Genomic DNA, 19,809 nt, shown 5'->3' on the forward strand with positions numbered 1-19,809 from the left:
ATATAGATGTATTGTCTTTTACCCTTATTCCGCCATGTTTCATAAAAATTTCATAAAAAGTTCATATATTTTTCATAGATTTGTCAAATACTGGCATTATCCAGAAATAATTTACAACTTTGTGAAGGAATACGGTATTTAATATTTTGGAAAAGATTTCAAAACCATTCTGGGAGGAAAAGTGTTTTTAACGTATAATGTTAAGGGAAACAGAAAGGGGTTTTACGGATGATAAAAGCTGTGATTTTTGATTTCGACGGGCTGATTATGGATACGGAATCGGAACACTATGAAGCGCTTTGTGAAATTTTTCGCGGCTACAATTGCGAGATGCCGCTTGAACTATGGGGAAAGGGGGTAGGCACGCATTCGGGTTTTAAGCCGTTTAAATATCTTGAAGAGCAGATCAAAAAGCCGCTTGATACAGAAAAACTGGACCACGAGCTGGAGGAAATGTTTTTAAAACGGCTCGAAAAAGGTGCGGCCCGCGAAGGCGTGGAAGACTATTTAAAGTCGGCCAGGCAGCTCGGGCTTAAAGTCGGGCTGGCTTCAAGCTCTGACAGGAAATGGCTGCACCGCTATTTGCGCCAGCTTGGCCTTCTCGCTTATTTTGACTGCATCAAATCTTCCGATGACGTTGAAAAAGTCAAACCGGACCCAGCTTTGTATTTGAAAGCGGCCGGCTGTCTCGGCGTGGAACCGGAACAATGCCTCGTCTTCGAAGATTCGCCAAACGGGTCGCTTGCGGCAAAACGCGCCGGTATGGCATGCGTAGTCGTCCCGAACCGGGTAACAAAAGACCTCAAGTTCGGCGAGATTGACCACCGCCTCGGGTCAATGGCAGAAACGCCGCTTGAAGAAGTAATCCGGTTTATTGAAAGCCGTTGACAGAACAACCCGCTTCCGGCATGCCGGAAGCGGGTTGTTTGTTTCCACTATTCCTTAGTCACCAGACAGATTTTCTTCCAGCATTTGCGTGACTTTTTCTTTTTCAGCATCTGACACCGCCAAATAATAGATCCCGTCAAAGTTGGCATCGGTGCCTTTTACTTCATACTGGGTAATGTTTTTGGCGGCATTCCGGTAATTTTTCTCAATCGTAAGCAAGTCATTAAACGTCATATTTGTTTTGACATTGTCGCCAAGCGTATCAAGGATACTGCTGTATTTTGCCACAGAAGAAATGCTGGTTGCTTTCCGGATCAGCGCCTCGATCACTTTCCGCTGCCGTTTATTGCGGCCAAAATCGCCTTCCGGATCAAGATGGCGCATTCTGACATAGCCGAGCGCCTGGGCTCCGTTCAGATGAATTTCCCCTTTTTTGTAATGGTACCCTTTTTTATAGTACCCTTCGTCATGCCAGTCAATTGTGTTGTTGACGGTAATGCCGCCAACCGCATTGACCAGTTTTTTCAGGGCCTGCATGTTGATTTTCACATAGTAATCCATTTGGATACCGGTAAAGTCCTCAACGGTCTGCAGTGCCATACTGGTTCCGCCATATGCATACGCAGCATTGATTTTGTCATATGTGCCGCGTCCGGCGATCAGCGTCCTTGTATCCCGCGGGATGCTGACCAGCTGTGTCGTGCCTTTTTTCGGATTAATGGTCATCACAATGATGGCATCGGAACGGCCGCTGTCATTTGCACGTTCATCCACACCAAGCAGCAAAACGGAAATCGGCTGCCCGTTCTGGCTTGAGATGCTTTCATTTGAAGTGCCTGCCAACGATTCATGCATTTTATTAGCCGCAGCTTTTGCCGAGTGATAAACATAGTAGGCATAACCGCCACAGGCGATGACCAGGATCCCAATTAAGCCTAAAAAAGACATCAGGATTTTTTTCTTCATCGATGGCCCTCTCTTTTTTCGTCATATAATTGTTTATTATAGCATGATTCGCTACGCTTGAATATCCTTTTTTGTCGATTCCCATCATATCCCGTCAGTATCGGGCTGACGGTGCGGCCTGTTTTTCAATCATCGCATTTTGCAACGAAAACATTAAGAAAAATTTAAGTTTGCCCCATCGATGTTGCGGAATAGACGTGGGAATAAGAAAGAAGAAGCTAAGCTGACTCCAGAAGAGAAATTCAAACTTCAAATGAAAAAGGTAGAAAGAGAAAATGAACGGTTACGTGCGGAGAACTTATTCTTAAAAAAGTTAGAGGAGATCGAAAGGAGGCGAAACTAAGCCAAATCCGATTTATAGTATTATGAGATGGAGAACATCCACTTATTCATAGTGATCGTGGGTTCCAGTACACTTCCAAAGGATTTAAATGTAAGATAGACGCAGTAAAGATGACACAAAGTATGTCACGAGTTGGTCGGTGTATTGATAATGGGCCAATGGAATCTTTTTGGGGAACACTGAAATGTGAGAAGTATTATTTACATCAATATAAGACATTTGAGGAACTTTCTCTGGCAATAGATGAATACATCCATTTTTATAATCATGAAAGATACCAAAAATGATTAAACGGCCTTAGCCCGATGGAATATAGAGCTAAAGCCGCTTAAATCATTTTTATTATTTCCACTGTCTACTTGACAGGGGGCAGTTCAAAATTAATATCTCAACGGGTTTTCTTGTTTAAAAAGGACTTTGGGACTGCCCCTTTTCTGAAAAAATATCCATTTCTTTTTCTTAGATGAACAATGGATATTTTACAAATTTGATCTAGAAAAATATGGATCACCCTGAATGGCAGAAAGGCTGACCTCCGCGGTTGAGGCAAAGTGGATAGCCGCTTCATAAAGTTCATCTTTGTCCCCGATCCCGACCGATACTTCCCCCGCACCATTAATTGACTTGATACCCGCGATAGAGTCTTCTAAGCCGATCACTTCACAAGGTTGCAGATTCATCAACTCTGCAGCGCGGACAAAAATTTCAGGGTCAGGCTTACCGGATTTTAAAGCAGCCGGATCAACAACCGCATCAAACATATCAGCGATGCCCAATCTCTCTAAAATGATGGGTGCGTTCTTGGAAGCCGAAGCGACGGCAAGCTTGTACCCTTTATGCTTGACCTCCATTAAAAATTCAGCCATTCCCGGCAAAATATCCTCCGGCGTTAATGTATCGATCAGCTTTTTATAATACTCATTTTTTTCATCTGCCAATTGTGCTTTCTGTTCGTGTGTATAAGAATGCTCACAGTTTCCGGCCTTCAGGATCATTTCCAGGGAATCCATCCGGCTGATTCCTTTTAAACCCGCAGCCAGTTCATCTGTCCATTTCGTGCCGACTTCCTCTGCCGTTTTCTTCCATGCCTGTGCATGGAAACGGGCGGTATCCGTCAATACACCATCAAGGTCAAAAGCAAATCCTTTAATATCATGAAAACTTCTCATTTGGAATCCCCCAGAGTTTTTCTATTTTTACGTTAGTGTACAATGTTGATGGCCGCGATATCCGCCCGTTTGCCAATTCTTGCCCGATACCTCAGCAAGAGGGGGCCAGCCTGGCCCGCTTATCCCGCAGGAGTCTCCCGCGGCCATCAACAATAACATTTAACCGAGCCTTAAGATGAAAATATTTTGGAAAAATGCCTCCGATATCTTCGCATAAAGGAGAATCATTTAAACAAAAACCGAAGATTGTGCAACCAGTTCAACGTCTTTTCCATACAAACCGACCGTCAAGGGTTCGCCTTCCAGCAATTCAAGTGACACTCCATTTGTATCCACACCTACTTCAATCAGACGGCCTCGGAACAACAGGCGGAATTGGTATTTGTCCCATTTTTTCGGCAGGAACGGGGCAAAGTGCAGCTTGCCATCCCGGACACGCATGCCGGCAAATCCCTGCACAATAGCCAGCCAGCTCCCCGTCATTGAAGTGATATGCAGCCCGTCTTCGGTATCATTGTTATAGTTGTCCAAGTCAAGACGTGATGTCCGTTCATACATTTCCACCGCCTTGTTTTCATAGTGCAGATCGGAAGCCAGAATCGCATGGATAGAAGCAGACAGGCTCGATTCATGCACGGTTAAAGGTTCGTAAAAATCAAAGTTGCGTTTTTTCTGTTCCGGTGTAAATTCATCAATAAAATTCCAGATTCCTTGCAATACATCCGCTTGTTTGATATACGCCGAACGCAGTATTTTATCCCATGGCCAGTGCTGATTGATTGGCAATTCATCAGCCGGAATTTCGCTCACAGGCTTAATATCTTTATCAAGGAAACCGTCATGCTGGACAAAAATGCCGAGCTCTTCATCTTCCGGAAGATACATGCGGTCTACAATATCCTGCCACAACTGTTTTTCTTCCTCTGTCACATTTAAAACAGCTGCCTGTTCCTGCGAAACTTCCTCCAGGACCTGCAAAGTGTATGCCAAAGTCCATCGGGCCATGTAGTTGGTATACCAGTTATTATCCACATTATTCTCATATTCGTCTGGACCGGTGACGCCGTGCAGCATATATTTTTGTTTGCGTTTGGAAAAATGCACGCGGTCAGCCCAGAACCGGGAGATTTCTGTCAACACTTTGCTGCCTTCGTTTAAAACATAGGACTTGTCTCCGGTATAGCGGGTGTAGTTATAAATGGCAAAAGCAATATCCGCATTCCGGTGAATTTCTTCAAACGTAATTTCCCATTCATTGTGGGACTCAATGCCATCGAAAGTGACCATAGGGAACAAAGCGCCCTTTAATCCTTGCTTTTTAGCATTATGATAAGCGCCATCGAGCTGCTGGTAACGGTACTTCAACAGATTTTTGGAAATTTTTGGTTCTGCCACCCCCAAGTAAAACGGCAGGACAAAAGCTTCAGTATCCCAATACGTGGCACCGCCGTATTTTTCACCTGTAAATCCTTTCGGACCAATGTTAAGGCGGGAGTCTTCACCATAATACGTTGAAAACATCTGGAAGAGGTTAAAACGGATCCCCTGCTGTGCTGCAACATCGCCTTCAATTTTGACGTCCGACTTTTCCCAGCGCTCTGCCCAAATCGCACGATGGGCATCGAATAATTCATCATAGGATAGATTGTCAGTTTTTTCGCTGATCGCGTTCATCGCAGAAACCAAATTATTTTGAGTATGATAATCCCGAGAGGTAACCACGATCACGCGCTTTTCAAAATCGATTTCCGAACCGGCTACCAATTTACCGCTAAATTCATTTACAACTTCTTTATCATGAGCCGGTGCAGCTACTTTCGCTTGCAAAGCTGTCCGATGGTGCATTTCCGCCCCGACGGTAAAGCGCGGGGTTCCGAACGGGTTGGCTTTCGTAATGGCAACCAGTGATCCGGATTGTTCTTTTTGATCAGTTTGCAATACTTCCCAAAAGCGTTCGCCGTAGTTTGCATCTTCATTTTTAACGTCCGCATCGATGGCTGAAATGATCTTAACGTCCACATCATCTGATCCGAGATTTTTTAGGCGAACCCGCTGGATTGACAATTCTTTTTGGGCAACACTCAAGAAACGTTCAAAGGTAACCACAACTTTTACCGTACCCTTTTCCACAGTAAAAGAACGGGTAAGGCGTGCGTTTTTCATATCGAGATTCAGTTCGAATCCGGTAATCTCATCTTTAGCCAAATCGATAAATTCTCCGTTTAACGCAATATTGATTTTAATAAAATTGATGGCATTAATCACCTTGCCGAAGTATTCAGGATAACCGATTTTCCACCACCCTACACGGGTCCTGTCCGGAAACCATACACCGCCTAAATAAATGCCCGGCAAAGTATCTCCGCTGTAGTTCTCCTCGAAAAACCCACGCATGCCCATATAGCCGTTGCCTAAACTTGTCATGGATTCCTGCAGCCTTTTTTCTGCCCGGTTAAAATCATGGCTGACAACATTCCATGGCTGTACTTCAAAAATACGTTTCATATTCATTCTCCTTTTCCATAAAAATTTACTTTGTTTGCGTTTTTTTAATCAGCGAAACAGAAGCCGCCCCAATAACCAGCAGCACGCCTGACAACAAAATCATCGCCGGCATAGAGGACCCGAGCGCCGGGAATATCACAAAACTTAAGCAGGAAGCCACAATTTGTGGCAAACAGATGCTGCCGTTAAACAACCCGAGATAGGTTCCCATATTCTCTCCTGATAATGCATTGGTCAGAATCGTGAACGGGAATGCCATCATCGCAGCCCATGCAATGCCGATCAGGATAAACGAAACAAGTAATGTGCCCGGGTTGTGGATAAAGAAAACTGAACCGAAACCAACCCCGCCAAGCACTAGGCTGAACGCATAAGCCGGTTTCTGTTTATTTTTCGGTACCTTTGTTAACACAAGAGACCAAAATACCGCGGCAAGGGAATACACACCTGATAAAACGCCGAACCAGTTGGCTGCTTCCTGATAGGCCGTGCTTGACGGATCCACTGCATTCCAAGCGTTTTTGGCCACTGCCCCCGCTCCATACGTCCACAAATATTGAAAACCCATCCAGCAGAAAAATTGTACGACAGTAATCGTCCAGAACTCTTTCGGCGCATTGAGGAGCAATTGAAACATGCCCTTTTTTTCTTTTTGGACTTGATTTTGGATGCCATGATAAACGGCATACTCATCCGGGGGATATTCTTTGACTTTAAAAACCGTAAACAGGCTGCACACAATTAAAATAACGGCTCCGCTGTAAAACGAGACCACAACCGATTGCGGCACCACGCCTTTTGGTGCACTGTTTGAAACGCCCAATGCCGTTAAAACAAACGGAAAAATACAGGCCAGTACTGCACCGCTGTTAGAGAGAAAACTTTGGACAGCATAAGCAAAACCTTTTTGTTCTTCATTTACCATGTCGGCGACCATCATCTTAAACGGTTGCATGGCTACATTGGAAGATAAATCCATAAACAAGATAGTCACCGCTCCAAATGTCAATGCTGTCATTGATCCGAACCCAAAGCCAAAACTTCCGGCATTCGGAAGCAAACACATAACTATCACAGCCACAACGGCCCCTACCAACAAATAAGGGATCCGGCGGCCCAGTTTCGGTATCCATGTCCGGTCAGAGAAATAACCGACCAACGGCTGGACAACAAGTCCAGCAAGCGGCGGCAAGATGAAGAAGAAACCTAATTTTGTAGGATCGGCGCCAATCGTTTGAAAGATGCGCCCCATATTCGAACTTTGCAGCGAAAAGGCCATTTGCACACCTAAAAAACCAAAACTAATCATCCAAATCGTGCTGATTGGCAGCGCCGGCAATTGGTGGCTGCCAATTTTCTTGCCGTCTTTAACAGTTGCAGATGATTTTACCCGTCCAATACTTTTTTCGTCGGTATTCACCGTTTCTCGCATGATCATTCCTCCATTCTATTAATCTATTTAAGAGCCTGCGCTCAGGACGGATATTTCTGGTTTCGTTCACAACCGGTTGCATTCCCCCGTAAATGCAGAGACACCTTCCATATTTATTACAGACTTTGAAGATCCATATTGGTTCGTTCCAGAACTCTGTACTTTCATTTTGCACTAAACAAGAAGTTTTATTCCCTTATTTTTGGGTAATCTTCATCGTAATTCCCCCTTTTCAAGGCGCAACCGGTTGCATTTTTGCCACCAATGTACTATCGCTTTCCATATTTATTGGAAGCCCCAACCAATTTTCTTCCAGATTTCTTAGTTCCAGCTAGTAGTTATAGATTTAATCTTATTAAAACCTCATGGCAGGGGATTGCGCAATCGGTTGCATTACAGGCAATAAAAAATGAACATGTTCCTCATTTTGGGTCTTCTGCATCGAACATCTTTATTATATATGATTTTACCGGATCAGCGCAACCGGTTTCACAAAATATCCATAAACCGGTTGCAAGATTGGAATCTGCTGCATGTAAAACACTGCCGTTAACTGATTTCAAATGGCAGAATGATTTTACGCGGTGGCTCTTCGCCCCCCTTATTTTCCTTATCTGTAAAAAGCAGCTCGACAGCTGCAGAACCGAGATTTTCCGGAAATAAATTGATCGAATGAAACTGATGATTTGCCAATTGTAAAATAAAAGAATGATTAAAGCTTACAGCCGGTATGCTTTTGCCAGGATGGGCGCACTGCCAATGATAGTAAAATTCAAAACCGATCATGTCATCAGTCGCCATGATACTATCAATTTCCGGATGCTGCCGGATAAACTCCACCGTTATGCCGTCATTGTTTTCCTTTTGAAGGCGGTAAATCAGTGGGGAAACGCCACGTCTTAAAATGGCTGCCTGGAAGCCTTCCCGCCTGCTGCGCTCATAAGGCCATTCATGGGAAGATTCGACAAAAACCGGGTGTTTCGCCCCTAAATGCCCGAGCAAGTATTCTGTTCCAGCAATACCAGCTTGATAATTATTATTGTCTACATAAAAATCATTTTTATCTTCAACCGGCTCGCCGATAATGACAAAGCGCAATGCCTTTTTTCTCAAGTATTCTGTTACCGGATCGCTTGCATAGGAATACAGTAAGATAAATCGCTTTACTTTCGCCTGTTCAACCATAGATTTCACGTTCTCAAAAACTTGTTCTGTGTGATCACCAATCGCAACTGACAGAACGTAGTGGCGAGGGGCCAGCTGTTTGTTGATGCCCCGTAAAATATCAATATAGAAAGGATTCCCCTGTACATTGTTTTCAGCTGCCGGAAATACAATCCCTACGACGTTTGCCTCACCAAGCGTTAAATTCCTGGCATTATAGTTCGGCATATAACCTTCCGCGGCTGCGATGGCTTGGATGCGCTGTCTTGTCTTTACGCTGATGCGCGGATTATTATTCAAAGCCCGTGAAGCAGTCGAAACGGAGACATTTGCTTTTTTCGCAATATCCCGAATGGTTGTCATCTAAATCACCTTTCTTCAGGAAAAATAACTGAATAATCGGATCGATGCAGAGCTCTTATATAGATTTATTTTAAGCAATTATTCATAGAAATCATAGACTGAATATATGATTTTTAAATTAATTTTTAATATAATGGAAAAATGGAGGTTTGACTGATGAAGCTGTTGATTGTGGAAGACAACGTATCCCTTTTGGAATCCATGAAGCGGATGCTCGCAAGCGGCGTGCGAATTTCATGGGAAGCATCAGAAACAAATTGCGTTTGTTTATCCCACGCGGCTTTGATCGGTTTTAATGCCCGTTCCGCCAACACCAGCCCGGCGAGCACCGCAAGCAGGCTGGCGAGTGCGCAGCCGGCAATCGTAATGATCATCAGTTTATGGAGCATGAGCACTTCCCCGTCAATTTGCGCAAGGAACTGGATTTGCACATCTTCATTTTGCATCATGCCTTTTACCGTGTATGTCCGAAAGTAATGCCCCGCGATTACCTTCCCGAAAAAGAAGCGGAAAGATGCGCAGGTGAAAAAGAGCGGTAAATGAGTAGGCCGCTCTTTTAACTTGCTTTAATTATTTCACAACCCACTCATCCTTAGGCCCGTCCAGCTCCATTTTTTGCAATTCCAGCCTCATTTTTTCTGTTTCCAGCAGGAAGTTTTCGTTTTTTAACTTTTCGAGCTCCAGTTCTTTCTCCAAAACTTGTACTCTTATTTTTTCGCGCGACTTAAAGAAATTCGTGACAATTGCGACAATTGGCACCGAAAAAATTAAAATGACTGAAATCAATCCGATGAAGTCATCCATTGGCCCACCCCCGGCATATTCTTAAACCCATTATACAATAAGTGCTGCATTCTTTTTACCATTTCCGTCAAAAAAGGGGGCTCCCGCCAGCCTTTTCGGGGCAGCCCTTCAGAAAAACATCCGGAAAATGAGAAAAACCGCCGGGAAAAAATGATTTTCCCAACGGTTTTTTTGTTTTAAAAAGAGCTTTTGGGATTGCTATCAGCCTGTATTCCGGAGCCCTGCGGCGATGCCGTTGATCGTAAGCAGGACCTCCATCAGCAGGTGCCGGGCTTTTTCATCTTTGTTTTCGCGTTCACGCAGTTGCGAAATAAGGTAGACTTGGAACAGGTTCAGCGGGTCGACATACGGGTTGCGGAGGCGCACTGATTCTTTAATGTTTGGCGTGTAATCCAGCAACTCTTTTTGGTCCGCAATCTTTAAAACCATTTCCTTCGTCAGTTCATATTCCGCTTTGATCAGGCCGAAAATCCGGCCGGCAACTTCAGGATCTTTCACCAGCCTTGTATATTCTTCAGCCGTGGAAAGCTCCGCCTTGATCAATGCCATTTGCAGGTTATTGATCGTTGCATGGAAGAACGGCCATGATGCATACATTTCCCGAAGCAACTTGAAATTGCCGGTTTCTTCCACATATTTGCTCAGGCCTGTCCCGGCTGCGTACCAGGCGGGAAGGAGCTGGCGGCTTTGCGTCCAGGAAAATACCCACGGAATGGCGCGCAAGTCTTCGAAACGGGCGCTCCCTTTCCGGCTCATCGGGCGGGAGCCGATGTTGAGTTCACCGATCTCATTTAAAGGCGTTGCCTGTTTGAAATAAGACAGGAAGTCAGGGTCGCGGAAGACGAGTTCCTGATATTTTTCAAGCGCATATTCGGAAATTTTATCCATTGCCCTGACAGCTTCTTCGTTTGGCGTTTTGCCATTTTTCTCGTTCTGTTTTTGTTCTGTGATGGCACACATCATCGTGGATGTCGCCTGCTCAAGGCTCCGGTAGGCAATGTCGCGCAGCAAATAGCGCGATGACAGCACTTCGCCCTGCTCGGTGATTTTCACGCCGTCGCCAAGTGTAACCGGCGGCTGGGACAAAAGGCTTGAATAAAGCGGGCCGCCGCCGCGTCCGAGTGAACCGCCGCGCCCGTGGAAAAACTTCAGCTTAATGCCGTATTTGGCACCCATTTCGTGGATCTCTTTCTGTGCTTTGTACAGCTGCCAGTTCGCCGTCATCGTGCCGCCGTCTTTGCTGCCGTCGGAATAGCCGAGCATGACTTCCTGCAGATTGCCGCGCACCTTTAAATGGTTGCGGTAAATGGGCATTTGGAAAAGGGTTTCGAGCATTTTCGCGCCGTTCCGCAAGTCTTCGATCGTTTCAAGAAGCGGGGCGATATGGATCTCACTTAAAATTTCGCCGTTCGGGTAGACGCGGTACAGGCCGGCTTCTTTTGCGAGCACGAGCACTTCCAGCACGTCGCTGACCGAATGTGCCATGCTGATCAAATACACCTGGATGGACCGTTCGCCGAATGTTTGGTGGGCGCGTTTGATCATCCGGAATGTGTTGATGACTTCCTGCGTTTCCGGCGTAAACGTATCATAGATTGAAATCATCGGCCGCGGGTCGTTTAAAGCCTTCAGGAGCACCGCGACTTTTTCATTTTCGGGCAGATTTTTATAGTCTTTCGCGATATTGACGTTATAAAGCACCTCGGCAAGTGCCGATTCATGTTCGCCGCTATGGTTGCGGATATCGAGTGATGCTAGGTGGAACCCGAACAATTCGACCTGGCGGATAACTTTGCGGAGCAATTTAATCGGATGCCCGGCCGGATGGTGCTGGTTCACGCTGTCCCGGATCATATACAGATCGGCAAGGAGCTCCTCTGCGGATTGGTAGCCGCCATTGCTTTTTCCCACACATTCCAGTTTATGGATCATAATCGCCAGCTTTCTGCGGTAAATTTCATCTTTTGTCGGCCATAATTTTGCAGCTGGCATTGTATTTTCTTCGCTTTCCACAGACGCAAGCAGGGTATGGCTGGCGCTTATTTTTTTGGCAGAATGGCTGAGCAGCTCCCGGAGTGTGGTAAGCGACTTTTTATATTTTTCCAATACGAGTTCACGCTGCATCTCGAGCGTTTTCCAGGTGATGTCCGCGGTCACGTTCGGGTTCCCGTCCCGGTCGCCGCCGATCCACGATCCGAAATGAAGATAAGAAGGGACTTTAAAACGCTGTCCGTACGATTCGTACAGATAGTCTTCTAGGTCTTCGTGTATGCGCGGCAGCACGTCGAACAGGACATTGTCGAAATAATAAAGCCCGTTTTTCACCTCGTCGAGAACGGACGGTTTCTTCTCGCGGATTTCGGAACTTTGCCATAAAATGGTAATCTCATTCAAAATCGTTTCTTCAATAACTTTTTTCTCATAACGGGTGCTTGTAAATTCGAGCGTTTTTAAAAGGTCTGCAATGCGTTTATGGATTTGCAGAATGGTCCGCCTCGTTGCTTCTGTCGGGTGTGCCGTTATAATCAGCTCAAGCGATAAACTGTTCAGCAGTTCTGCAACCATTTCAGCCGGCACTTTTTCTTTCCGCAGCGTTTCGATGCCATCTTCAAGTGAACGCGGTTGGACCTGGTCTGTATCTTCCGACTGGTACTCCCGCCGGCGCTTAATTCTGAAATTTTGCTCGGTAATATTAAATAATTGCAGATAGGTAGAGAAAGCGCGGATGACTTCCTGCCGTTCTGGCGGATTCAGGTCTGTAATTTCTTTTTTTAATTGAAGGTAGAAAGCCTCATCGCCGGTTTCCCTCGCTTTTTGTGCCAGGGAGCGAATATTTTGGATTGTTTTGAGCAATGCTTCGCCGCCTTCAAATAGGATCACTTTATCCAGCAGCCCGGCGAGAAAATCCATGTCTGCCTGCAGGGCCATCCGGTGGGCTTTCTTTTCATCAATTTGATGCAAGGATAATCGCTCCTTTCATTTGGTCAGAAAAATGCACAAAGAAAATGATACTTATTATTATACTTGTAAAATGAAAAAAGTCTAATACTTTATAAAATTAAAAACCAGTAAAGGAACATTTCCCGCATAAAGGGATAAATTAAGGATAAAACGCGAACAATTAAAAGTCAACTGCGAATATCATTCGTGTTTTTACATGGCAAGTACCGAGAATGGAAAGAAAAGAATTGGCATTGAAACCGGTCTCTTCTTCTTTGATAATAAATGAAAGCAGCCGGTATGGAGAGAAAAAAGTGCACTTATATGAAGTTGATTTTATGGTCGGCTTTATTTTGCCCGTCGTACTGGCTGTCCACACGATGTTCATTTTTGATGCACAATTGAATGGCTGTACAGTTGCGTTTTTGTCGATGTCTGGCGGGCACGCCTCCATGCATGTGAAGCAGATTCTTTTAAGCGGGCAGCACCCGCTTTTTTGGAGGGCAGGCATTCAGGAGCAAAAATGGCAGAGATCATTTGGGCGGGATCAGCCATTTATTCCTCCGCCCGGGGAACTTTGTGAAAATCAGCACAAGAATGAATAACGCTTACATATCTGGCTCTTTCAAATAAAGCCATTTGTGAAAAATGTAAACGGATAATTTTGAAAAACCGTCATTTTCCTTTAAAACCGGGCATTTGGGCAAGCAAATTTTCAAATTTTCGCCATAAAATATGTGAATCTAATCACAAAAATAGTGGTATACTTACCCATGTGGAATGAAGGAAAATGAACGGAACGATCCATTTCAGCCATAAAAGGGCATGCCGTCCATCTTTTTCACAAACCGCACGGCAGCATTTGCTGCAAAAGTTTAATCGTCCTGCTTTAAAGGAAAAGCAGTATGGAATCCATTAGGAGTTGGCACAATATCCATAGACTGGATAGGGGCTCGCCATGCCGGGCTTGCAAAACTGCTTTCATACAGTGGAAATATTTTTTACTTTTGATGGGGAGGAAGATTATACATGAAAAAAGTCAATCGTATTGCAGTGGTTGGAACGGGTGCAGTTGGTACAAGTTACTGCTACGCCATGATTAATCAGGGTGTTGCAGAAGAGCTTGTTTTAATCGATATTAACGAAGCAAAAGCAGAAGGGGAAGCCATGGACCTGAACCACGGCCTGCCATTTGCGCCTACGCCGACCCGCGTTTGGAAAGGCGATTATTCCGATTGCGGCACTGCCGATCTCGTTGTCATTACGGCAGGTTCCCCGCAAAAACCGGGCGAAACAAGGCTTGATCTTGTTTCCAAAAACGCAAAAATTTTTAAAGGCATGATTAAGAGCATCATGGACAGCGGCTTTAACGGGATTTTTCTTGTTGCCAGCAACCCGGTTGACATTTTGACATATGTAACTTGGAAAGAGTCCGGCCTGCCGAAAGAACATGTTATCGGTTCGGGCACAGTGCTTGACTCCGCGCGTCTCCGCAACTCTTTGAGCGCCCAATTTGGAATTGACCCGCGCAATGTGCATGCTGCGATTATCGGCGAACACGGCGATACGGAACTTCCGGTATGGAGCCATACAAATATCGGTTACGATACGATTGAAAGCTATCTACAAAAAGGAATTATTGACGAAAAGACGTTAGATGACATTTTTGTCAATACGAGAGATGCGGCTTATCATATTATTGAACGAAAAGGGGCCACATTTTACGGCATCGGGATGTCCCTGACCCGGATTACAAGGGCAATCCTGAACAATGAAAACAGCGTATTGACGGTCTCTGCATTTCTTGAAGGCCAATACGGAAACAGCGATGTGTACATTGGCGTTCCGGCCATCATCAATCGCCAGGGCATCCGTGAAGTGGTTGAAATCAAACTGAACGAAAAAGAACAGGAACAGTTCAATCATTCTGTAAAAGTGCTAAAAGAAACAATGGCACCGATATTGTAAGCATTTGTGCCGGCCGGGCTTTATGGGAGGCCCGGCTTTTTCTTTGAAAAAAATCCCGACGCCTGCTTAAGGCGGACTGCCGAAAAAAGTGCCCATGCTTGCCCCGCTTTCCGGGAAAAGCATGGGCCTGTTTTTTACCGGGGTTAGGAGCGGGCCTGCCATAGGCGGATATAGAAAAGCAGCCTTGAATCGATTCAAGGCTGCTTTTTCTTAATTCAATATGATCACTTTGACCGTACGGCGCCCCCATGCGATGGAAGCTTTTTTGTTCGGCATCAGGACATCGATGATATGGCCCTTAATGGCACCGCCGGTATCGGCTGCGATGGCAACCCCGTATCCTTCAACCCAGACTTTGCTGCCGAGCGGAATGACCGACGGATCGACAGCGATCAATTTCATGTTCGGGTTTTTCTTAATGTTATATCCCAAAGCGGTAATATCCAGCTTCGTATCTTCATGGTTATAAGATGTCGCCGTCACATAAAAGGATTTGCCTTGTGGCGTGCTGTGGCCGGAAGATGCGGTGGATTTGGTTCCGGCCGTTTTCCCGGCACCGGCTTCCGCTGGTTTTTTCGCTTGTGTTTCTGCTGTTTTTTCAGCTTGCGCTTCCGCTGCCTTTTCGGCTTCAGCTTCGCTCGCTTGTTTTGCGAGGGCTTCTTCCCTGGCTTTTGCGGCCGCCTGCTGTGCCTTTATTTCTTTTTGCAGGTTGCTGATTTTCGTATTCAAGTCGGTTTGTTTTTGTTCCGCTTTTGACAGCTCATTTTGAATGCTGTCATACTTCGATTTTAATCCCGACAATGCTTTTTCCTTTTCTTTTAAATTTGTTTGCAGTTTTGCCTGGCTGCTTTTCAAGTTTGCCTGCTCCTGTTCGAGCACTTTTTCCTGGTCTGCAATGGCTTTTTTATCGGCTTCAATTTTCGCAAGGTCCGCTTTTTGCTGATCCAAAAGGCTTGTATCAGCGTTCAGCAGTGTCGCGACTGCACTGACCCGGTTGATCAGGTCGCCAATGCTTTCCGCGTTTAAAATCGTTTCAATCACATAGTCGTATTGGTTGTTTTTTTGCATGGCAACGAGGCGTTTTTTAATCACGCCTTCCCGTGCAGAAACTTGGTCCTCCAGCTTTACGATTTCCTCTTTTTTCTTTTCAATCAAATCTTTTGCTGACTGGATTTTCGCTTCAGTTGCTGCGATATTTTCTTTATTTTTCTGAATGGATGATTGCAATGCGTTCCAGTCTTTTTGTAAATTTTCCATTTTACTTTCGACGGCTTTTTTCTCCGATTCTTTCTTTTGAATGGTTTGCGTATTTTCATCCAATTTTTTCTGTAAGGAACCTTGATCTGTTTCTGCATAGGCATTTAGTTGTGCCGTGCCAACGAATATGGCAAACGCCATAACTGCAATTCGCCTTTTTAAGTGCATAAGACAACTCCCTTCTCCGTACTCTTGTTATAACACAAATAGGCAGAAAGGAAGATTACAATACGATTAAATTCATATTACGAGAATGAAAACGGATTCAATCTATGTGAAAAAGGGAAAAGATAGATTTGGGTGCTTTTTCGGCTAATGATGGGCAGTTATAAGGCTTTTGCCTCCAGGCGTATGAAAAGCAGCAAAAAGAAATAAAGCGGGTACAGCGGCAAATCACTGTGCTCAAGCAATGGTCGGATAAAGCATATCGAGAAGTGGGAAAAAGTGATAACATAAAAGAATTCGCGGGGGTAAAGGCAAAGAAAATAGATAAAAAGAAGCAAGGATCAGCTTCTTTTTCAATTCAGACAGGATGGGAAGGAATATTCTGTGCCTTTGTGCCGGTCAAGGATTCTTTTGATGTTTAAGAAGTCCAAAAGTAGTGCTGAGCTTTTCGATTTTCATTCATGTATAGCCGCGCCGTTTTGGTATGATGATAAAAGCAGCTTTGTATGAAGAGAGGAATTTCTTATGGAAATGGTGGAAAAAGCAATTGAATTTGCGGCAAAAGCACATGAAGGCCAATACCGGAAAGCGTCCGACCTGCCGTATATTGCGCATCCGTATGCGGTTGCCATGATGCTTTTAACAGAAGGCTGCCGCAAAGAAGTGGTCACAGCAGGGCTTCTTCATGATACGGTTGAAGATACTGCGGTGACAAACGAGGAGATAAAAGCCGAGTTTGGAAGCAATGTTGCCCGGATTGTTGAAGCCTGCACTGAACCGCCTAAAAATGTGCGGTGGGAGGAACGGAAGCAGCATACCATCGAGCGATTAAAAACGGCAGAAGAGGAAATTTGTATGCTCATATGCGCAGATAAACTCCATAACTTGAAAACGATACACGAAGAATTGCGAAAAAGCGGGGAAAGCGTGTGGAATGCGTTTAGCCGTGGAAAAGAAAAGCAGGAATGGTACTATAGAAAGATTGCAGAAACTATTGCGTTGCACCATTCTTTTCCTTTACTGGAGCAGCTGCAGTCGGAAATAAAGCAGGTTTTCGGCGTTATCCGGACATGAATAAGTGCAGGGCAAGACATTGCCGGTGAAATAACGGACTTGTTGCTTGAAAAACTGCGAATATGGGCACCGGCCTTCATTCATCATATTAACGTTACCTGTGCGAAAACGGAGACGCACAGGCTTTTTTGCGTGTGCATGACAGCTCAAGCGGTTGGAAAACATAAAGATACAACAACACTTGGAGGCTGCCAATGAAAAAGGTATGGAGGATTTATGCAACTGATTTGAAAAAAATGACAACAAACTGGGCAGCAAGCCTGATCATTGCCGCCTTGATCATTCTTCCGTCATTGTATGCCTGGTTTAACATCAAGGCATCCTGGGACCCATACGGCCACACACAAGGAATTGCAGTAGCCGTTGTGAATTTGGACCGGGGGACAGCGATCAACGGAAAAAAAGTACATGCCGGTAATGATGTCGTGAAAAAGTTGAAACAAAATAAAGCGCTCGGCTGGAGGTTTGTGCAGGAAAAGGAAGCCGCACGCGGCGTAAAGACCGGAGAATATTATGCGAGCCTGACCATCCCGGAAAATTTTTCGGAAAAACTGGCTTCCATCCTGGGTGATAAGCCGGAGAAACCGGTCATTACTTATACCGTTAATGAAAAAATCAATGCGATTGCGCCTAGAATAACAGGGTCGGGTGCGTCTGCCATTACACAGCAAATTAGTGCGCAATTTGTAAAAACCGTTAGCAAAGCGATTTTTACAATGTTTAATCAAATCGGCATTGAACTTGAAAGGGATTTGCCGGATATTGAAAACTTTAAAGCATGGGTTTTTAGATTGGAGGGAGACATTCCGGAGCTTAACCGGATCATCAGGACGGCAGATCGGGATATTACGAAAGCAGACGCAGTAAGAAAGCAGGCAGAAGCTGCGATGCCTGATGTGATGCGGCTTGCAGAACGCGGCAAAACCGTCTCAGGGGATATGTCCCGCTTTTTTGGAAACACCGAAAGTTTGCTTGAGCAGACGGATACCGTGATCAAAAACGGACTGGAAGCGCTGAATGCCGCCCCTGCAGTCTCGAACCAGGTGAGTATGCTGGCAGACAATACGAAAATTGCAGAAACAGCGCCAAAAAATACGATGATTTTGCGAAATAGCAAGCAAATCTCTGACGCGTTCAGTGATTTGCTCCGAACCGCTGCTGAAGAAACCGGTTCGGAACATCTTAAGCGTATGGCAGCCCGGTTTATTGCACTCAGCCAATCCTTTCAAAAACAGCAGGACCTAAACGGGAAAATGCTCCAACAGGTAAATAACGGGTTGCTGCCGGAAACATTGCAGGCAGATCTAAAGCAGGAAGCCGGCCGTGCCGGGGCCATCGCCGGCAGCCTGCTTGAAAACGATGGTGCAGCCATCGCCGCGGATTTAAAAACATTTGTGGCACAAGCCGGGCAGGACAGTGCAAAAGCAAACAAGCTGTTTCAAAAATTGGAAGGCAGCCTGCCGGAAATCCAGGCGATTCTCCGCGATACGAAAACCGGGCTTGCAATCGGGAAAGCAAAATTGAAAACGGCTGAAACGGAACTGCCGGCTGCTGAGAGAAAAATCAGGGAACTGGCTGGTAAAATCCGGGCGTTTGAAAAACAGGGAAATATAGACCAGTGGATTCAATTGTTGAAGAACGATGCACAGGAAGAAAGCGAATTTTTAAAGCAGCCTGTATCGCTGAAAGAAAAAGTCCTATATCCAATCAAAAATTACGGTGCGGGCATGGCTCCGTTTTATACAGTCCTGTCTTTTTGGGTGGGGGCAATGCTATTGGTATCCCTGCTGTCGGTTGAACACCACCATGGCGGCGCATATGCCAGCTGGCAAATCTATTTCGGCAAGCTGTACCTGTTTTTAACGATTGCGTTTTTCCAGTCGGCGATAACGGCGGCGGGCGATCTTTTTATTTTACATGTGGATGTGCAGGAAAAAGCCTGGTTTATTTTGTTCGGTATCGGGATTGGTGCTGTTTTTACCGTGATGGTCTATACACTCGTTTCTGTTTTTGGCAATGTGGGAAAAGCACTTGGGATTGTCCTGCTTGTCCTGCAAATTTCCGGTTCGGGCGGCACTTTTCCAATCCAGATGGAACCGTCTTTCTTTCAACATATCCATCCGCTCCTGCCATTTACTTACGGAATTGGCTTAATGCGTGAAGCTGTTGGCGGGATGCTGATGGAGGCTGTGATCACAGATATCATTTATCTGGCAGGATTTCTGGCAATTGCGCTTATTTTCGGGACCGCAGCCAAGAAACTGCTCAGCCGTATGACCGAACGTTTTACAAGAAAAGGGAAAGAAAGCGGGCTATTCGAATGAAAAAAGCGGAATAGACAAGAAAAATGAGAAGGAAGACATGAAAAATAAAGTTGGTTTATAATAAGAAAGAAGAATATTAGGAGGGGATTGCATTGGCAATTGCCGATATTACCATATTTCCGGTCGGAACGGATTCAACAAGCATCAGCAAATATGTGGCGGAGATTGAGAAGGCGCTGGGAAAAGAACAGGGAAGGGTGAAAATCAAGCTGACCCCGATGAGCACTTTAATAGAAGGGGACATCCATGACCTGTTTGAAATCATTGAAAAACTGCATGAAATCCCTTTTTCAAATGGCGTAAAGCGTGTTGAAACGAATATCCGCATCGACGACCGCAGGGACAAACAGCTCACGATGGAAGGAAAACTGGCCTCCGTCGCCGAAAAACTCGGCCAATAAAAAACCGGCACAAGGCCGGTATGATAAAAGGAGGTTTGGCCAGGCT

At 45.2% G+C, this 19,809-nt stretch carries 16 protein-coding genes and 1 pseudogene; 8 read left to right on the forward strand and 9 right to left on the reverse strand.

Going from position 1 to position 19,809, the window contains the following annotated elements; all coding sequences use genetic code 11:
• The first annotated feature begins 228 nt into the window (after positions 1 to 228).
• Positions 229 to 888: an HAD family hydrolase gene (locus NSU00_RS03065; protein WP_265115642.1), complete on the forward strand. Its 660-nt coding sequence runs from the start codon at positions 229 to 231 to the stop codon at positions 886 to 888.
• A gap of 54 nt (positions 889 to 942) precedes the next feature.
• Here NSU00_RS03065 and NSU00_RS03070 read toward each other — a convergent pair whose 3' ends face one another.
• A complete protein-coding gene (locus NSU00_RS03070; RefSeq protein ID WP_061566511.1) occupies positions 943 to 1,854 on the reverse strand; it encodes an LCP family glycopolymer transferase in 912 nt (303 codons plus the stop codon).
• A gap of 372 nt (positions 1,855 to 2,226) precedes the next feature.
• Between NSU00_RS03070 and NSU00_RS03075 the strand changes: the two are divergent.
• Positions 2,227 to 2,484: pseudogene (locus NSU00_RS03075) on the forward strand (transposase); the annotation flags it as partial.
• 192 nt (positions 2,485 to 2,676) lie between these two features.
• Here the strand turns inward: NSU00_RS03075 and pgmB are convergent.
• From pgmB to ppc, 7 genes are all read right to left on the reverse strand, one after another.
• Positions 2,677 to 3,366 carry a beta-phosphoglucomutase gene (pgmB, locus tag NSU00_RS03080; protein WP_013858479.1) on the reverse strand — a complete coding sequence of 230 codons (690 nt, stop codon included), beginning with the start codon at positions 3,364 to 3,366 and terminating at the stop codon, positions 2,677 to 2,679.
• Positions 3,367 to 3,594: 228 nt separating this feature from the next.
• The gene (locus NSU00_RS03085; RefSeq protein ID WP_340703400.1) at positions 3,595 to 5,877 is read right to left on the reverse strand and encodes a glycoside hydrolase family 65 protein; all 2,283 of its coding nucleotides are present in this window, start codon (positions 5,875 to 5,877) and stop codon (positions 3,595 to 3,597) included.
• Positions 5,878 to 5,896: 19 nt separating this feature from the next.
• Complete coding sequence (locus NSU00_RS03090; RefSeq protein WP_340703401.1) at positions 5,897 to 7,303, reverse strand: SLC45 family MFS transporter; 1,407 nt, start codon at positions 7,301 to 7,303, stop codon at positions 5,897 to 5,899.
• 549 nt (positions 7,304 to 7,852) lie between these two features.
• A complete protein-coding gene (locus tag NSU00_RS03095; RefSeq protein WP_340703402.1) occupies positions 7,853 to 8,830 on the reverse strand; it encodes a LacI family DNA-binding transcriptional regulator in 978 nt (325 codons plus the stop codon).
• A gap of 125 nt (positions 8,831 to 8,955) precedes the next feature.
• Positions 8,956 to 9,279, reverse strand: a complete 324-nt coding sequence (locus tag NSU00_RS03100) for a histidine kinase dimerization/phospho-acceptor domain-containing protein (protein ID WP_340703403.1) — start codon at positions 9,277 to 9,279, stop codon at positions 8,956 to 8,958.
• Between the two features lie 121 nt (positions 9,280 to 9,400).
• Positions 9,401 to 9,634: a hypothetical protein gene (locus NSU00_RS03105; protein ID WP_026104666.1), complete on the reverse strand. Its 234-nt coding sequence runs from the start codon at positions 9,632 to 9,634 to the stop codon at positions 9,401 to 9,403.
• Between the two features lie 201 nt (positions 9,635 to 9,835).
• Complete coding sequence (gene ppc / locus NSU00_RS03110) at positions 9,836 to 12,544, reverse strand: phosphoenolpyruvate carboxylase (protein WP_445684498.1); 2,709 nt, start codon at positions 12,542 to 12,544, stop codon at positions 9,836 to 9,838.
• 344 nt (positions 12,545 to 12,888) lie between these two features.
• Here ppc and NSU00_RS03115 point away from each other — a divergent pair, with 344 nt between their 5' ends.
• Entirely contained in the window at positions 12,889 to 13,179 is a 291-nt protein-coding gene (locus NSU00_RS03115) for a hypothetical protein (protein WP_235601585.1), read from the forward strand.
• 424 nt (positions 13,180 to 13,603) lie between these two features.
• The gene (locus tag NSU00_RS03120) at positions 13,604 to 14,542 is read left to right on the forward strand and encodes an L-lactate dehydrogenase (protein WP_328194228.1); all 939 of its coding nucleotides are present in this window, start codon (positions 13,604 to 13,606) and stop codon (positions 14,540 to 14,542) included.
• Positions 14,543 to 14,752: 210 nt separating this feature from the next.
• Here NSU00_RS03120 and NSU00_RS03125 read toward each other — a convergent pair whose 3' ends face one another.
• Positions 14,753 to 15,967 carry a 3D domain-containing protein gene (locus NSU00_RS03125; protein ID WP_285957800.1) on the reverse strand — a complete coding sequence of 405 codons (1,215 nt, stop codon included), beginning with the start codon at positions 15,965 to 15,967 and terminating at the stop codon, positions 14,753 to 14,755.
• A 230-nt stretch (positions 15,968 to 16,197) separates the two neighbouring features.
• Between NSU00_RS03125 and NSU00_RS03130 the strand changes: the two genes are divergently transcribed.
• The 4 genes from NSU00_RS03130 to NSU00_RS03145 all read left to right on the forward strand — a co-directional run bounded on the left by NSU00_RS03130 (position 16,198) and on the right by NSU00_RS03145 (position 19,763).
• The gene (locus tag NSU00_RS03130) at positions 16,198 to 16,386 is read left to right on the forward strand and encodes a hypothetical protein (RefSeq protein ID WP_026685048.1); all 189 of its coding nucleotides are present in this window, start codon (positions 16,198 to 16,200) and stop codon (positions 16,384 to 16,386) included.
• Positions 16,387 to 16,489: 103 nt separating this feature from the next.
• Positions 16,490 to 17,038 (forward strand): HD domain-containing protein, encoded by a 549-nt coding sequence (locus NSU00_RS03135; protein WP_017554123.1) that lies wholly within the window; start codon positions 16,490 to 16,492, stop codon positions 17,036 to 17,038.
• 194 nt (positions 17,039 to 17,232) lie between these two features.
• Positions 17,233 to 19,362 (forward strand): YhgE/Pip domain-containing protein, encoded by a 2,130-nt coding sequence (locus tag NSU00_RS03140; protein ID WP_340703406.1) that lies wholly within the window; start codon positions 17,233 to 17,235, stop codon positions 19,360 to 19,362.
• A 92-nt stretch (positions 19,363 to 19,454) separates the two neighbouring features.
• A complete protein-coding gene (locus NSU00_RS03145) occupies positions 19,455 to 19,763 on the forward strand; it encodes an MTH1187 family thiamine-binding protein (RefSeq protein ID WP_013858492.1) in 309 nt (102 codons plus the stop codon).
• Positions 19,764 to 19,809: the final 46 nt, after the last annotated feature.

It is taken from the genome of Weizmannia sp. FSL W8-0401 (genome assembly GCF_038009125.1).
Classification (GTDB): domain Bacteria; phylum Bacillota; class Bacilli; order Bacillales; family Bacillaceae_C; genus Weizmannia; species Weizmannia coagulans.

Excerpts from the sequence above, each read along its gene's own strand:
- NSU00_RS03065 (WP_265115642.1), top strand. The coding sequence starts at position 229 with ATGATAAAAGCTGTGATTTTTGATTTCGACGGGCTGATTATGGATACG.
- NSU00_RS03070 (WP_061566511.1), bottom strand. The coding sequence starts at position 1,854 with ATGAAGAAAAAAATCCTGATGTCTTTTTTAGGCTTAATTGGGATCCTG.
- pgmB (WP_013858479.1), bottom strand. The coding sequence starts at position 3,366 with ATGAGAAGTTTTCATGATATTAAAGGATTTGCTTTTGACCTTGATGGT.
- NSU00_RS03085 (WP_340703400.1), bottom strand. The coding sequence starts at position 5,877 with ATGAATATGAAACGTATTTTTGAAGTACAGCCATGGAATGTTGTCAGC.
- NSU00_RS03090 (WP_340703401.1), bottom strand. The coding sequence starts at position 7,303 with ATGCGAGAAACGGTGAATACCGACGAAAAAAGTATTGGACGGGTAAAA.
- NSU00_RS03095 (WP_340703402.1), bottom strand. The coding sequence starts at position 8,830 with ATGACAACCATTCGGGATATTGCGAAAAAAGCAAATGTCTCCGTTTCG.
- NSU00_RS03100 (WP_340703403.1), bottom strand. The coding sequence starts at position 9,279 with ATGATGCAAAATGAAGATGTGCAAATCCAGTTCCTTGCGCAAATTGAC.
- NSU00_RS03105 (WP_026104666.1), bottom strand. The coding sequence starts at position 9,634 with ATGGATGACTTCATCGGATTGATTTCAGTCATTTTAATTTTTTCGGTG.
- ppc (WP_445684498.1), bottom strand. The coding sequence starts at position 12,544 with ATGGATTTTCTCGCCGGGCTGCTGGATAAAGTGATCCTATTTGAAGGC.
- NSU00_RS03120 (WP_328194228.1), top strand. The coding sequence starts at position 13,604 with ATGAAAAAAGTCAATCGTATTGCAGTGGTTGGAACGGGTGCAGTTGGT.
- NSU00_RS03125 (WP_285957800.1), bottom strand. The coding sequence starts at position 15,967 with ATGCACTTAAAAAGGCGAATTGCAGTTATGGCGTTTGCCATATTCGTT.
- NSU00_RS03135 (WP_017554123.1), top strand. The coding sequence starts at position 16,490 with ATGGAAATGGTGGAAAAAGCAATTGAATTTGCGGCAAAAGCACATGAA.
- NSU00_RS03140 (WP_340703406.1), top strand. The coding sequence starts at position 17,233 with ATGAAAAAGGTATGGAGGATTTATGCAACTGATTTGAAAAAAATGACA.